Origin of the sequence: Exiguobacterium sp. s145 (genome assembly GCF_018618835.1) — a bacterium.
Classification (GTDB): domain Bacteria; phylum Bacillota; class Bacilli; order Exiguobacteriales; family Exiguobacteriaceae; genus Exiguobacterium_A; species Exiguobacterium_A artemiae.
The window spans coordinates 70,620-86,246 of sequence record NZ_JACSMV010000001.1; the positions used below are offsets into that span (position 1 = coordinate 70,620).

General features: G+C 47.4%; 15 protein-coding genes. 10 read left to right on the top strand and 5 right to left on the bottom strand.

Annotated elements, in window-relative coordinates; translation table 11 throughout:
- Positions 1-39: 39 nt before the first annotated feature.
- From polX to trxA, 9 genes are all read left to right on the top strand, one after another.
- Entirely contained in the window at positions 40-1,755 is a 1,716-nt protein-coding gene (gene polX / locus KNQ07_RS00345; RefSeq protein ID WP_214763393.1) for a DNA polymerase/3'-5' exonuclease PolX, read from the top strand.
- A complete protein-coding gene (locus KNQ07_RS00350) occupies positions 1,756-4,122 on the top strand; it encodes an endonuclease MutS2 (protein WP_214763397.1) in 2,367 nt (788 codons plus the stop codon).
- 11 nt (positions 4,123-4,133) lie between these two features.
- Entirely contained in the window at positions 4,134-4,541 is a 408-nt protein-coding gene (locus tag KNQ07_RS00355; RefSeq protein ID WP_012371039.1) for a DUF350 domain-containing protein, read from the top strand.
- 184 nt (positions 4,542-4,725) lie between these two features.
- Positions 4,726-5,619, top strand: coding sequence for a YitT family protein (locus KNQ07_RS00360; RefSeq protein WP_012371038.1), 894 nt, complete (start codon positions 4,726-4,728; stop codon positions 5,617-5,619).
- A gap of 169 nt (positions 5,620-5,788) precedes the next feature.
- Positions 5,789-7,462 (top strand): AMP-binding protein, encoded by a 1,674-nt coding sequence (locus KNQ07_RS00365; protein WP_214763398.1) that lies wholly within the window; start codon positions 5,789-5,791, stop codon positions 7,460-7,462.
- Positions 7,463-7,533: 71 nt separating this feature from the next.
- The gene (locus tag KNQ07_RS00370; protein ID WP_214763401.1) at positions 7,534-8,112 is read left to right on the top strand and encodes a fatty acid metabolism transcriptional regulator FadR; all 579 of its coding nucleotides are present in this window, start codon (positions 7,534-7,536) and stop codon (positions 8,110-8,112) included.
- An 82-nt stretch (positions 8,113-8,194) separates the two neighbouring features.
- Positions 8,195-8,968 (top strand): electron transfer flavoprotein subunit beta/FixA family protein, encoded by a 774-nt coding sequence (locus KNQ07_RS00375; protein WP_214763403.1) that lies wholly within the window; start codon positions 8,195-8,197, stop codon positions 8,966-8,968.
- A gap of 15 nt (positions 8,969-8,983) precedes the next feature.
- Positions 8,984-9,946 (top strand): electron transfer flavoprotein subunit alpha/FixB family protein, encoded by a 963-nt coding sequence (locus KNQ07_RS00380; RefSeq protein WP_012371034.1) that lies wholly within the window; start codon positions 8,984-8,986, stop codon positions 9,944-9,946.
- A 166-nt stretch (positions 9,947-10,112) separates the two neighbouring features.
- Positions 10,113-10,424: a thioredoxin gene (trxA, locus tag KNQ07_RS00385; protein WP_012371033.1), complete on the top strand. Its 312-nt coding sequence runs from the start codon at positions 10,113-10,115 to the stop codon at positions 10,422-10,424.
- Between the two features lie 59 nt (positions 10,425-10,483).
- On the opposite strand, the gene KNQ07_RS00390 is transcribed toward trxA, so the two are convergent.
- Both KNQ07_RS00390 and KNQ07_RS00395 read right to left on the bottom strand, forming a co-directional pair.
- Entirely contained in the window at positions 10,484-10,861 is a 378-nt protein-coding gene (locus tag KNQ07_RS00390) for a VOC family protein (protein WP_214763406.1), read from the bottom strand.
- 22 nt (positions 10,862-10,883) lie between these two features.
- Positions 10,884-12,206 carry a dihydrolipoyl dehydrogenase family protein gene (locus KNQ07_RS00395; protein ID WP_214763408.1) on the bottom strand — a complete coding sequence of 441 codons (1,323 nt, stop codon included), beginning with the start codon at positions 12,204-12,206 and terminating at the stop codon, positions 10,884-10,886.
- An 82-nt stretch (positions 12,207-12,288) separates the two neighbouring features.
- Here KNQ07_RS00395 and uvrC point away from each other — a divergent pair, with 82 nt between their 5' ends.
- Entirely contained in the window at positions 12,289-14,073 is a 1,785-nt protein-coding gene (gene uvrC / locus KNQ07_RS00400) for an excinuclease ABC subunit UvrC (protein WP_214763412.1), read from the top strand.
- Positions 14,074-14,182: 109 nt separating this feature from the next.
- On the opposite strand, the gene KNQ07_RS00405 is transcribed toward uvrC, so the two are convergent.
- The 3 genes from KNQ07_RS00405 to KNQ07_RS00415 form a co-directional block, all read right to left on the bottom strand.
- Positions 14,183-14,338 carry a hypothetical protein gene (locus KNQ07_RS00405; protein ID WP_214763414.1) on the bottom strand — a complete coding sequence of 52 codons (156 nt, stop codon included), beginning with the start codon at positions 14,336-14,338 and terminating at the stop codon, positions 14,183-14,185.
- 66 nt (positions 14,339-14,404) lie between these two features.
- Positions 14,405-15,019, bottom strand: a complete 615-nt coding sequence (locus KNQ07_RS00410) for a PH domain-containing protein (RefSeq protein WP_026832382.1) — start codon at positions 15,017-15,019, stop codon at positions 14,405-14,407.
- A gap of 109 nt (positions 15,020-15,128) precedes the next feature.
- Positions 15,129-15,548 (bottom strand): YslB family protein, encoded by a 420-nt coding sequence (locus KNQ07_RS00415; RefSeq protein WP_214763416.1) that lies wholly within the window; start codon positions 15,546-15,548, stop codon positions 15,129-15,131.
- Positions 15,549-15,627 lie beyond the last annotated feature (79 nt).

Sequence of the window (15,627 nt, forward strand, 5' to 3'; positions counted from 1 at the left end):
CCCGTTGAATGGGAGCTTTTTTTGAGGGGAGAATTGAACATGCGGACGACACAAGATGCGATTCGACATTTGGAACGAATTTCAGTTTATCTCGAAGTAAAAGGTGAAAACCCGTTTAAGATCAATGCGTTTCGAAAGGCAGCAAGTCTGCTCGAAGCAGCGGAACTTGATTTCATGGCGATCGAAGACTTTACAGCGATGAAAGGAATCGGAAAAGGAACGGCAACGGTCCTTGAGGAATTCCGTGAAACCGGAACGAGTACCGCATTGACGGAACTTGAGCAACAGGTCCCGGAAGGATTGATTGCCTTACTGAAGATTCCGGGACTTGGTGGAAAGAAACTCGCGAAACTGCATGAAGTCGGTGTCATTGATGCAGATTCCTTCGCTGAGAAACTGGCAGATGGTACAGTGGAAGCAATGCCGGGCTTCGGGAAAAAGACCGTGGAAAAATACAGTAAGGCACTGGAAACATTTGAGATACGGCCGGAACGGTTACCGTACGGTGTCATGCGAAAGAGTGTCAGTGAGCTGGAGCGGACGTTAGCCGGGATCGATCAAATCATCCGTTTTGAAGTCGGGGGCAGTTTCCGGCGCGCGGAAGAGACGTGTAAGGATCTCGATTTCATCATCTCGACGGACCATCCAAAAGAAGTGAAGGCGCAATTACTTGAAATTGAACAAATCGATGAAATCATTGCTGCCGGGGACACCAAAGTCTCAATCGTTTTGAAGCGGGATGATGCTTACATCGCAGTTGATTTCCGATTAGTGGACGACTTGGCATTTGCTTCGACGTTACATCACTTTACGGGATCAAAAGATCATAATGTCCGGATGCGGCAACTGGCGAAAGAACGCGGTGAAAGTATCTCGGAATACGGAGTCGAAACGAAAGACGGACTGTTCCAACCGAAAACGGAACAGGAACTGTTTGCCCGTTATGACCTGCCGTTCATCCCGCCGGAACTGCGGGTAGGACGTCAGGAGTTCGAAGCGGATTTAAATATGTTGATTCAGGAAAAGGACATTCAAGCAGATGTCCATATGCATACAACGTGGTCGGACGGTACGTTATCCGTTGATGAACTGGTTGATGCCTGTGCGGCATGGGGATACTCCTGGATGGCCATTACCGATCACAGTAAATATATGAAGTTCGTCAATGGATTGACGGAAGAACGATTGCGGAAACAGCGCGTCGAAATTGAAGCGGCACGAAAGAAACATCCGGAGATGACGATTTTATGCGGTGTTGAGATGGATATTCTACCGGACGGATCACTCGATTATGAGGATGACTTCTTAAAAGAAATGGATTACGTCATCGCTTCGATCCATTCGAAGTTTGATCAAACGGAAGAGGAAATCATGCAACGTCTTGAAAATGCCTGCCGCAATCCGTATGTCTCTTTGATTGCCCATCCGACCGGACGTATTATCGGACGCCGGGATGGATATGCAGTCAACATCGATCGACTGGTCGAACTGGCGGCTGAAACCGGGACGGCACTGGAAATGAATGCGAATCCCGGACGGTTTGATTTAACCGCCTCGTCACTGGCGAAAGCGAAGGCAGCTGGAGTCAAACTGATGATCAACACCGATACCCATCGTCCGGAAATGTTGGAAGATATGAAACTTGGGGTCCTTCATGCACGTAAAGCATATTTGGAACCATCTGATGTCATCAATACGTGGACTGCCAAAGAAGCACGTGCCTTTTTTGACCGAAAACGTTTAGGAGTGAAGTAAATGAATGCCAATGCACTACGTGTATTAGAATACGATAAATTAAAAGAACTACTCGCCAAACAAACCGCCAGTTCACTGGGGGCTCAGTTCGTGCGGAAAATGGAGCCGGCGGAAGATTTTGAGCAGGTGAAAGCGTTACTCGCTTTGACGACAGAAGCGACGACCGTTTACCGATTGCGCGACCGTTATCCATTTGGCGGACTGACGGATGTCCGCAGTGAAGTCAAGCGGGCGGAAATCGGATCTGTTCTCTCAACCAGTGAGTTACTTGCAGTGGCAGACGTCGTCTATTCCGGACGTCAAGTCAAGGCTTTCCAGGAACGTCTGCATGAAGATCATCCGGATCTCCGCTTACCGGCGCTTGACAGCCGGATTGAGCAGATTACAAAGCTGGTGGAAATCGAACAGGGTATTCGTCATGCGATTGATGACCAGGGAACGGTTCAAGACTCGGCAAGCGACAAACTTCGGGCTTTACGGAGTCAGCTTCGCTCACTCGAAGGTCAAGTCCGGTCGAAAATCGACGGCGTCTTACGCAGTAAGTCGAAGATGTTGTCCGATGCCATCGTCACGATGCGAAATGACCGTTACTGTGTGCCGGTCAAGCAGGAGTACCGTCAAGCCTTTGGCGGAATCGTCCATGACCAATCGGCATCCGGTGCGACACTGTTCATCGAACCGCAAGCCGTCGTTGCGGCCAACAATGAAATCCAGGAAGCACGCCTCAAAGAGCGGGCAGAAATCGAACGGATTTTAGCTCAACTTTCAGCGCTTGTCGGCTCAGTCGGCGATTCGCTTCGCATCAACGTCGACGTCCTGGCGGAGCTCGATTTCATCATGGCAAAAGCGTTATACGGACACACGATTCGTGCCGTCGAACCACGTTTAAATGAAAATCGCCACATCGTCCTGAAAGAAGCGCGTCATCCGTTCATTCCGGATGATGAGGTCGTTCCGATTACCGTGTCGCTTGGCGGGGAATTCACCTCACTCGTCATCACCGGACCGAACACCGGCGGGAAAACCGTCACGTTGAAAACGATTGGACTACTGCAATTGATGGTTCAATCCGGTTTATACGTTCCGGCAGCGGACGAGACGGAGTTGAGTGTCTTTGATGCGATTTATGCCGACATCGGAGATGAACAGTCCATTGAACAAAACTTGTCGACGTTTAGTTCTCATATGACGAACATCGTTTCAATGATGGGGAAAATTGATTTCATGAGTCTTGTCCTGTTTGATGAACTCGGTGCGGGAACGGATCCGACAGAAGGGGCGGCGCTTGCGATTGCCATCTTGGATGAAGTGAAACGACGCGGGGCGCGTGTCGCTGCGACGACTCACTATTCGGAGCTGAAAGCATACGGTTACAACCGGGAAGGTGTCGTGAACGCCTCGATGGAGTTTGATGTCGAGTCGCTTAGTCCAACGTACCGGTTACTGATTGGTGTACCTGGACGTTCCAATGCCTTTGAAATTTCGAAACGGCTTGGGCTAGAGGACCGTGTCATCGATGCGGCCCGTGATCAAGTTGGAACGGATGCGCAGTCCGTTGAAACGATGATCGGACGGCTGGAAGAAGCGAAACAACGTGCTGAATCCTTGGAACGGGAATTGCTGCAGGAACAACAACGATTGGTGGAAGAACGGGAAGAGTTCGAGCGGGAACAGGCGGAGATTCATCAAGAGAAAAATGAAATTCTCGCCAAAGCAGAAGAAAAAGCAACGCGTGCCGTCGAACGGGCACAAAAAGAAGCAGAAGCTGTCATTAAGCGCCTGAAAGAATTACGGGACGCGGGAGCTGTCAAAGAGCACGAACTGATTGAAGCCCGGAAACAGCTCGAGCAAGCGAAACCTTCGTTACAAGATCAACGGATTGCCAAGGTCAAAGCAAAAACCAATCAGGCTCCGGTCTTTGCCAAAGGCGAAGAAGTAAAAGTAACGACCTTTAACCAAAAAGGATATATCATCAATCAAAATTCAAATGGTGAATATACAGTACAGGTCGGAATCATGAAAGTAAACGTCAAGCCGAGTGATTTAGCCAAGGTCGGGGAAGTCAAATCGGCTTCGAAAACCAAAAAACGATCTGGCGGAACAAGTATCACGAAGCAGTCTGCTGCTTCAGCCGAGTTGGATTTACGCGGTGTCCGGGTCGAGGAAGGACTGGCAAAACTCGATCGGTTCATGGATCAGGCACTGCTGTCCAACTACGAACAGATTCGTGTCATCCATGGTCTTGGAACAGGAGCGATGCGTCAAGGAGTACAAGAATACCTTCGTGGAAACCGTCATGTCAAAACCCATCGCTTAGGCGGTCAGGGTGAAGGTGGACATGGTGTGACAATCATCGAATTGAAATGAGGCGCGGTTAGGTGAATATTTTTGAAAACGTCTATGTCTACACGACAGCTTTATATTCGGTTGCGGGACTGTTAATCATCATGGGGTTGGCACTTTTTGAGTTGACAACCCGGTACCGGAACTGGGAACATATCAAGAGTGGAAACATTGCTGTTGCTCTCGCGACCGGCGGGAAAATCATCGGTTTGGCAAATATCGTCCATTTTGCCGTCCAAAGTGAACAGCGTGTCGGGGCGATTTTTTTAGAAAGTGCCTTCGGATTTTTACTGTTGATTTCGACCTATTGGATTTTTGAATTCTTAACTCCGAATCTTCCGGTCGACCGGGAGATCGAAAAAGGAAATATCGCTGTCGGCATCATCTCCTGTTCGTTATCGATCGGGATGTCTTATGTGATCGGTTCAGCGTTAGTGGGGTGAACAGGTGTTAGAACGATTAGCGAAAATCATGTTTGGCGTATCGATTGCCTTTTTGGTCGTCGGTCTGCTGTGGGTTTTTATGAATTAAAAGAACTGGCTCTGCTAAGTGATTATTCCGTACTGAGATCGATTCAGTACGGAATTTTTATTGGCAGGACACAAAAAAATGAAGGAGGAGACGACTATGAACGTCAAAAAAACCAATACCAATGAAATACGGCGCCGCGCCTTTGAAGCGATGCAACTGATTTCCTGGAAAGATATTTTTTGGGTGATCATCGGTTCAGCTATCCTGGCGTTCGGCATCAACTACTTTACGATTCCGAATGATTTGTCAGAAGGAGGGTTGATCGGGATTACGGTCATCTTCTACTACCTGTATGGATGGGATACCGGCTTAGTCTCGTTACTTGCCAATGCGTTATTGTTTGTCGTCGGCTACCGCTTCTTAAGTCGGAAAACGATGATCTATTCCGTCATTTCCGTCGCGACGACCTCGTTCGTCTTGTCGTCAACGGCATCACTCGCGACGAGTTCCGACAACCGGCTGATCGGGACGGTCTATGCCGGAATCTTGATTGGTCTTGGAATCGGTCTTGTCATCCGGGCAGGCGGGACGACCGGCGGCGGTGTCATCATCGCTCGGCTAATGAATAAGTATTTGAACTTAGGGATTGCCGTGTCGATGTTCATCATCGACGTGACGGTCGTCGGAGCCTCCGGATTTTTGTTTGGGGAAGAAACGATGCTTTATACGTTGATTGCAATCATCATTGGTTCGTATTTGATTGATTTGGTCAGCGAAGGATTGAATGTCCGTGAAGCCGTGACGATCATCAGTCACCGCCAGGAAGAAATCGCGACGATTTTGACCGAGACACTCGGACGCAGTGCGACCGTCATCCACAGCCACGGTCATTTTACAAAACAGAAAAACGATATGTTATATATGATCGTCGACAAGCGCCAGCTCGCGCCACTGAAACAAATCGTCGAGGCAGCGGATCCGCGTGCCTTTGTCGTTATTCATAAAGTACGGGAAGTCATCGGGGAAGGATTTACCTATCCATCCCGTTAAACCGATTTAAAAGACCACTTGTGAAACAGCGCAAGTGGTCTTTTTGATGAGTTTCAAATATCTATTATTTGGAAAAAATGAAATTTATTTTAACAGAAGACTAGCCGTGTTAGCTGAAATACACGTATAATAAAAATGAATAGTAATTCAGTTACAGGGAGGGAATGGAATGGATTCAGCATGGTTAAAGGATTATCCGGAACAAGTACCTGCATCGATCAACTATCGTGAAGTACCGCTTTATCAAGCACTCGAGGAGGCGGCAAATGAATTTCCGGAGCGGAGAGCGCTTAGTTTTCTCGGGAAACGAATGACGTTCCAGGAAGTGCGCCATGAAGCGCGGAGCTTTGCAAAAGTCCTGCAGGATGCCGGTCTTGAGAAGGGCGACCGGATCGGTTTGATGTTGCCGAACTGTCCACAGTATATGATCAGTTACTACGCGGTGTTGTACGCCGGTGGAATCGTCGTTCAGGTCAATCCGTTGTATACCGACCGCGAACTGGAACAGATTTTGGACGATTCAGGGGCGAAGATGCTCGTCACACTCGATTTGCTGTATCCGAAAGCATCGCGTGTCAAAGCAAAGACGTCTTTAAAAACCGTTGTCACGACAAGCATTGCTGACTACCTTTCATTTCCTAAAAATAAACTGTATCCGATCAAGTCCCGTAAAGACAATAACATCATCATTGATACGACGGGATCCATTCCGTTTCTGTCTCATCGCGGAAGTACGATGATTGAACCGGTGAACATCAACCCAAAAGAAGATATCGCAGTGTTACAATATACAGGTGGAACGACCGGTGCGCCTAAAGGTGTTATGTTGACGCACTTTAATCTCAGTGCCAATGTCGAGCAGATCAGTCATTGGTTCTATAAATATTCTCGGGGAGACGGGCGGAAATTGTTGGCAGTCGTCCCATACTTCCATGTCTACGGAATGACGTGTAACCTGAACTTCGGTATGTTCAATGCGTACGAACAAATCATTTTGCCGAAATTCGACTTGGAACAGGTCCTGAAGACGATTGATAAAGAAAAACCGAGTCTGTTTCCCGGCGCTCCGACGATGTATGTCGGACTGTTAAATCATCCGAAACTAAAGAAATATGATTTATCCTCGATCGAAGCATGTATTTCCGGATCAGCACCGCTTCCGGTCGAAGTACAAGAGAAGTTTGAACAGGTGACAGGCGGACGGATCGTCGAAGGGTACGGCTTGTCGGAAACAAGTCCCGTGACGCATACGAACTGTATCTGGGATAAACGTGTTCCCGGAACAGTCGGAATTCCGGTTCCGGATACAATCGCTAAAATCGTTCAACCGGACGGAGAGACGCCTGCTGCACCTGGAGAGATCGGAGAGATTCTTGTCCGTGGCCCGCAAGTTATGAAAGGATATTGGAAACGTCCTGAAGATACACAGGCTGTTCTGCGTGACGGATGGTTGCATACGGGAGATCTTGGATATGTCGGCGAGGATCATTATTTCCGGATTGTCGATCGGAAAAAAGATTTAATTATCGCATCAGGATTCAATATCTATCCACGGGAAGTCGAAGAGATTTTGTACGAACATCCGGCGGTCAAAGAAGCGGTCGTCATCGGTGTACCGGATGCTTACCGGGGTGAAACCGTCAAAGCCTTCATCGTTCTGAAAGATGACGTGCAGACGACGGAAGAGGAACTGGATCAGTTTTGCCGGAAAAGTTTAGCATCATTCAAAGTGCCGAAACAATATGAGTTCAGACAAGAGTTGCCGAAAACGTTTGTCGGGAAAATCCTGCGTCGTGTCTTAGTCGAGGAAGAACGGACAAAACAACTGGAAGAAAGCAGTTGACAGCTCAAAATGACATGTTAGAATAAATATGAATGAACCATCATTCATTTTATGTGTTAGGAGATAGCCTTATGAAAAGAACGATGTCTAAGAGTGATCGCATCATTGATGCGGCAGTAAAGGTGATTGCGAAAAACGGCTACCACGGTGCCAAAGTGACAGCTATCGCAAAAGAAGCAGGCGTAGCGGATGGAACGATTTATCTTTACTTTAAGAACAAGGAGCACTTATTAATTTCTTTGTTCCAAGCCAAGATGGGCAGTTTCATCGAGTATTCGGAAGCACAGATCGCACATCATCAGTCAGCGACACAACAACTGGCAGGGCTCATCGAAGCGCACCTTGAACAGTTATCGGTTGATTATGATTTGGCTGTCGTCACGCAAATCGAGTTACGCCAATCGAATCAAGAGATGCGGCATAATATCGCAACGGTTTTAAAACCGTATCTTCATCTGATTGATCGTGTGATTCGAAACGGGATGGAATCGGGAGAGTTCTCAAACGAGCTGGATTATCGTTTGGCGCGGCAAATGGTGTTCGGCACGATTGACGAGGTCGTGACGAGCTGGATGGCGAGCGGATTTAAATACGAGTTGCTCGAAACGCGTCACGGGATTCATCGCATGTTAATTAAAGGGCTGAGTTAAGCCCTTTTCATGAAAAACTTTTTTGTAAGCGGATACAAAAATGATGGTGGTCAATAGAAGTTGATACGAGGGGGAACGAAGAATGGAAATCTACGTCTTGTTAAAACGAACATTTGATACGGAAGAAGCAATCCAGCTCGAAAATGGTCAAATCGAAGAGGATGGTGCGGAATTCATCATCAACCCTTATGACGAATATGCAGTCGAAGAAGCCATCCGTGTACGGGATGCCCATTCCGGAACCGTGACGGTCGTGACCGTCGGACCGGAAGATGCGGACAAAGAACTTCGGACGGCGCTTGCGATGGGAGCCGATCAAGCAGTCCGGATTTCGATTGAAGATGATATCGAAGAAGCCGATCATTATTCGATTTCAGAAGTGTTGGCCGGATATCTCAAGGAACAGACTGTCGATTTAATTATCGCCGGAAACGTCGCGGTTGACGGCGGAAGCGGACAAGTCGCTCCACGTGTCGCAGAACTGCTTGATATTCCGTACGTCACGACAATCACGAAGCTCGAGTTAAACGGAACGGATGCCGTCGTGACACGTGACTCAGAAGGGGATACGGAAGTCATTAAAACATCGTTGCCGTTGCTCGTAACAGCCCAACAAGGATTAAATGAACCCCGTTATCCAAGCCTTCCGGGTATCATGAAGGCGAAAAAGAAACCGCTCGAAGAACTTGAATTATCGGATCTGGAATTAGACGAGGACGAGTTGGCACCGCGTCTTGAGACGATTGAACGCTTTTTGCCGCCAAATAAAGCAGCCGGTAAAATTCTAGAAGGTGATTTGTCGACACAAGTCCAGGAACTCGCTTCATTATTACGCAACGAAGCAAAAGTTGTTTAAGGGGGAAGAAACGATATGTCAAAAGCACTTGTACTTGCAGAATCACGGGACGGGAATTTACGAAATGTGTCATTTGAAGCGATTGCAGCGGCAAACTTAGTTGCAGACGAAGTCGTGGTTGCCTTAATCGGACAAAATGTGGCGGCAGATGCCGCGCAACTCGCGACACGGGGGGCACATCAGGTTCTCGTCGTTGAAGACGAACGCTTGCAGCATTATACACCGGACGGGTACGGACAAGTCTTCATGCAGTTGTTGGAACGTGTTGCGCCGGACGTCATCGTCTTTGGTCATACCTCACTTGGTAAAGATCTGTCACCGAAAATCGCAGCGAAACTGCAGGCAGGATTAATCAGTGATGTGACGTCGATCGAAGGCAGCGGAGCAGATGCTTCTTTCATCCGACCGATCTATTCCGGAAAAGCCTTTGAAAAAGTAAAAGTTTCAGAAGGAAAAACGCTCTTCACCGTCCGCCCGAACAATATCGAGCCGTTGGCGGAAGGAACTTCAGAAGGAACGGTTGAATCCGTAACCGTTGAGTTGAAGGATCTGCGTACTATCGTTTCAGAAGTCGTCCGAAAAGCAACGGGTGGTGTCGATCTGTCGGAAGCGAAAGTCATTGTCGCAGGCGGTCGTGGTGTCAAGAGTTCAGACGGTTTTGCACCCCTTCAAGAGTTGGCGGATTTGCTCGGTGGTGCAGTCGGTGCATCACGTGGAGCGTGTGATGCAGACTATTGCGATTACGCGTTGCAAATCGGTCAGACGGGGAAAGTGGTCACACCGGACTTATACATCGCTTGCGGTATTTCCGGTGCGATTCAACATTTAGCCGGGATGTCGAATGCGAAAGTCATCGTCGCCATCAACAAAGATCCGGAAGCGAATATCTTCTCGGTCGCAGATTACGGAATCGTCGGCGATTTGTTTGATGTCGTGCCGTTACTAACGGCAGAATTCAAAAAAATGCTTGTTCATTAAGAAGCGGGGGAAGAAGCAAAGAGCAACTTCTTTGCTTCTTTTTTTGCGTATAACTTGTCTGAGCAGTTTCGTTTGCTGTAAGGTAGGGCTGTGCTATACTCAAGTCAGTAAAAAGATGGGTTGGATTCACAAGTCGATCCCGTCTAAAAATAGGAGGTTTTTCTCAATGGCAATCGTACACGCAACTAGCCAATCGTTTAAAGAAGATACACAAGAAGGTCTCGTTCTCGTTGATTTCTGGGCAACATGGTGCGGACCTTGTCGCATGCTTGCTCCGGTTCTCGAAGAACTTGATGCAGACATGGAAAACGTTAAAATTGTTAAAGTCGACGTTGACGCTAACCCGGAAGTCGCTGGAGCTTTCCAAGTCCAAAGTATTCCGACGCTCGTCTTATTCAAAGACGGTCAACCGGTCAACAAAACAATGGGCTTCATGCCTAAAGATGCTTTAAAAGAATTCGTTGAAACATCTAACTAATTCTAAACGCTATTCAAAAGGCATTCCGTCAATCGACGGAATGCCTTTTTTGTATTGAATCAACCTATCGGTGAACAAAGTTCAATCAGATGACCGTCCGGGTCAAGCACATAGGCGACTGTTTGCCCCCACGGTTTTTCAGTCGGAGGTAACACGGTTTGGTGACCTGCATTCTTGATCTGCTCATACACATGAGCGACATCTTCCGTCACAAAACCGAGCTCGATCGATTGTTGACCGGTTTTGTCCGGGATTTCATAGGGAATCATGGAACGGACGTCTTCTTTTGTGTTGAAGGCAAGAATTGTCGATCCGGTATCAAACTCCGTATAACTTCCGTGCTCCGCTTTAATCGGCAGACCAAGCAGACCGTGGTAGAACAGACGTGTTTTTACGGGGTCCGTAATGTAAAGAATCGTATAGCCGTAATCAACCATGTCAACTCCTCGCTTTCAGTTGTCAGTCTTCCAGTAATGATGCAATGTCAGATGCGGGTGTCGGATAAGCAAAACTCGTTTTCTGAAGAGCAGAGCTCGGAATCCGGTGCTGCATGGCAAACGAAAAATAGTTAGCCAGTTCGGCGGCATGCACACCGATGAAGTGAGCACCCAGAATCTGATCGTCTTCCCCAATCAATACTTTTGCCCGGGCGAACGGATCTTTGATCCGGACATTTGTTTGCCAACTCGAGGTATCAATTAATTTTCCGCGGTATCTTGTATTGTTTTGTTTTAGACTGGCTTCCGTCTGTCCGACTTTTGCCAGATTCGGCGTAGTGAAGACGATGCTCGGCACAGGAAGTAATTCCAGTCGGCGTGTATTACCCTCCAGCATATTACAGGCAGCTAGACGTCCTTCCGTTCCTGCAAAAGGAGTCAAGGCAGGATTTCCGCTGACTGCTACGTCACCTGCTGCATAGATGTTCGAAGCGGAAGACTGGAGGTAATCGTTCACATGTATGCCTTTTTCTTCATAGATGACACCGGCTTTTTCCAATTGCAAATGCTTGATGCTTGCGATACGGCCTGTCGCATTCAAGACGACATCGGCTTCCAGACGTGTTCCGTCAGAAAGCGTCAATGTCGTATCCGAGTAAGAAACCGCTTCTGTTTCATGAAGAATTTGAATGCCGAGTGCTTGTGTCGCTTCAAGCAAGACAGAAACCAATTCCTGCTCAAATTGTTTCAGGGCACTGGAACGAAGCAGAATCGTCACTTCAGCCCCAGCGATTCGTGCCAGGTGAGCGAATTCAAACGAAATGTAGCCTCCACCGATACAGACCAGACGACGGGGGACATCACGCAATTCCAAAAACTCATTGCTGTTGAGGAAACGTTCGCTTCCGGGAACGGATAACTCGCGTGGTCGGAGTCCTGTCGCAATCAAAAATTGTTCGGCTTCCAGCTCGATGTCATCGACCACAAGTTTTTTATTCGACAGGAAACGGGGTTCCCCGTGGTAATAGTCAATCCCCAACTCATCGTACTGATTTCGGGTTTGTTCCGGGATGGCGCGTGTGTATTCATTTTTCCGTTCCATCAGTTGACGCCAGTCGATGGAGACAAGCCCTTTCAGGCCGTAACCGAGTAAACGTTCCACGGCGTCCTTTGCTTCACTGCCGGTTAAAAGAATCTTTTTAGCATCACAACCGCGCTGAGCGCATGTTCCGCCCGGCGTGAAGTTTTCAATAATGGCAACGTTTAGTCCTTTTTCAGCAAATTTATAAGCCGCTTGGTTACCGGCTGACCCTGTACCTATTACAATGCAATCGTATGTACGCATTTTTTATCCCCCATGTGTCATAATCAATGTATGATATTTACCCTATAACGTAAAACTAGAAACGGTGGAAGGAGACATTTTTGTGAGTCATCAAGAACATATTAAGGCGAAATTATCCCTTTTACCTGACGAACCAGGTTGTTATCTGCATAAAAATCAATTTGGCGAGGTCATTTATGTCGGAAAAGCTAAAAATTTAAAGAATCGTGTCCGGTCTTATTTTACCGGTGCACACGATTTAAAGACAGAACGACTTGTCGCCGATATTCGGGACTTCGAATACATCATCACCGGAAGTGAGCTCGAAGCACTGCTTCTTGAGATGACACTGATTAAAAAATACGATCCGAAATATAACATCATGCTCAAGGATGACAAATCCTATCCGTATCTCAAAATTACGAATGAGACGTACCCGCGTCTGATTACGACACGGAAATTAAAAAAAGACGGCGGACATTACTTTGGTCCTTATCCGAACGCTTATGCCGCCAATGAAACTAAACGCCTGCTCGACCGGCTGTATCCGCTCCGTAAGTGCCAGCCGATGCCGAAGAAACTATGTTTGTATTACCACATCGGTCAGTGTCTCGGACCTTGTGAAATCCCTAATCTCGAAGGGGATCAAAAAGAGATCGTCTCGGAAATCCGCCGTTTCTTATCGGGAGAAACAAAAGAATTGGTCCAGTCGTTGCAACACAAGATGAGCGGTGCAGCGGAAGCAATGGAATTCGAACGGGCTGGAGAACTGCGCGATCAAATTCGGGCGATTGAATCGATCATGAACAAACAGAATATGATTACGGCAGATCTGACCTCGCGGGATGTCTTCGGAATTTATGTCGACAAGGGATGGATGTGTGTGCAGGTCTTTTTCCTGCGCGGCGGAAAAATGATTGAGCGTGATGTCTCGCTGTTTCCGATTTACGGGACACCGGCGGAAGAACTTGAAAGTTTTATCGTCCAGTTCTATGAAAAAAATATCAAGCCAAGCGAGATTTATGTCCCGCCCCTCGTCAATCAGATGCTGCTCAAAGAGGCGCTTAATGTACGTGTCCATGTGCCGGTACGCGGATCAAAACGCAAATTGCTCGATCTTGCGACGAAAAATGCCGAAAATGCAATCGGGGAACGGTTCGAATTGATCGCCCGGGATGAAAAGAAAACCGTTCAAGCCGTTCAGGAACTCGCTGATGCGATTGACGTCCATCCGCTATCGCGGATCGAAATCATTGATAATGCGAACATTCAAGGAGCGGATGCCGTCTCGGCCCTTGTCGTGTTTGAAGACGGGAAACCGCTCAAAAAAGAATACCGGAAATTTAAAATCAAAACCGTCAAAGGGCCGGACGACTATGAATCGATGCGGGAAATCGTCAGACGGCGCTACCGGCGTTTATTGCTCGAAGGCGCACGGTTGCCGGATCTTGTCCTGATTGACGGCGGGCTCGGTCAATTAAATGCGGCACTTGAAGTCATTCAAGATGAATTAGGGTTATCCCTGCCGGTCGGTTCACTGAAAAAAGACGATAAACACCGGACAAGTCAACTCTTATTCGGGGAAGGCGGGCAGTTGATTGAGCTCCATCCGCGTTCGAGTGCATTTTATTTGCTGCAACGTATGCAGGACGAGGTCCACCGGTTTGCCATCACGTTCCACCGTTCACTGCGCTCAAAAGGAATGACCCGCTCGCTGCTTGACGACATTCCTGGAGTGGGACCGAAACGTCGTCAACAACTGATCCGTCATTTCGGATCGATGCGGAGCTTAAAAAAAGCGAACATCGAACAGCTGACGGAGGCCGGTTTACCGGTCAAATTGGCAGAAACCGTAGCGGAATATCTCAGTCAGACGAATGAGGAATAAACTTAGAATTGAAGAAGCAGACAAAGAGGCGAACCCGGCTATCACTCAATAGCGGGTTCGCCTCTTTTTTGTAACCGGAAGAAAGCTGTACAATCCAAGCCGTATGTAATTATTTTGTGAACCACCAGATCAGAAATAATATAGCAGCGGTTACAAAGACAATCAAAAAGGCAGAGTGCTTTTTGGTGGCCTTTTTCTGAGAAGTTGCTACTGACACGCTGGTGATCAAAACAACGGCAATCGCGAACCATGTCCAAAAGCTCATTATTTACCTCCAGTCCCTATACACAATCAGGTACACCGAAAATTCGGTGTACCTGATTTAAATTGTTCAGTTATTGATATATTTTTCGTAGAACGAACCAAAGTCTTTTTGATTCCACTTGTAATAATGGCCTTGTAACCAGTCGAATGACTCCTGGGACAAATCTTTGAACGTTTGCGGTACGTTCATATCGCCTTGGCGTAAACCACCGAGAATCGTCACGGAATGATTCAGGGAATTGTTCGCGAACTCAAGCATCTTTTGTCCTTCGTATTGCTTTTCGGCAATGGCGAGAAGCGCTTTGTAGAGATCTTTCACATGTTCGAGCTGTTTTTTATCGACATCAATCGAATAATGTTTTCCGCCGATTTCGAACTTGATTTCGACATCAAGATCGACGGTACCGGCTGTTTCAAACATGACATGACGAATCGGATAATGTGCATATGGATAACGATAGAGGACACGTTTTGAACTGACGGCACTTTCGCCATCAAGATGGACAAGCGCCAGATTCGTAAAGCAGTACTCATCTGTTTTCGATTTGATTAAAAAATAAATTTTTTCGCCGTCTTCGTGTAAGACATAGTCATCTGCGGCGGCCTTGTCAAAATCGTCCGGGTGAATCACTTGCCCAATATCACTGAATCCTGTTAAATCGGCTGCGAGTTTCTTGAACATAAAAAATTCCTCCTTTGGTAGATGCGACTGAGTATTGATACGGCGATCAAACGAAAAAGGTTTCATGTTTCAAGAATTCGCGGTCCGACTTCAAACTCCTGTCCGGATTTCAAAGTGAGCGTTCAATCGGGTCTTTTGGATCGATCTCAATCAAGATATGTACGTGAGTTTTGTTTAATTCAGCATATCCTTCAGCGACGCAGCCGTTCAGTCGGGAGAATTGTTCCGCCAAAAACCCGGCTTCCAACTGGAAGTAGCCTGCCGGTCGGTCGAGACGCGTTGATTCAGGAGGGGTTAACAAAAAACTCAAAGAGTTCCCTTTTTGTTTTTTTAGTTCGAGATGTCCCCAACCAGCTTCTTGGAAAAAGGGAGGTGCTTCTTCGGCACTCAAGACCGGAAATTCACGTGCCAGTCGCTTTCCTGCCCAATAGATGACATGGCGGTAATCTGTTCCTAATAAATCCATCAGCACATAGTCACGAATCAGTTCGATTCCGAATGTGGAAGAGGGGGTTGGTACTGAATCCATCAACAATCACTCCTATCTCTGAAACTATTATAGCGGGGTAATTCTCCTCGGTCATTGTTTTCCTAAAAAAATTTGCAGT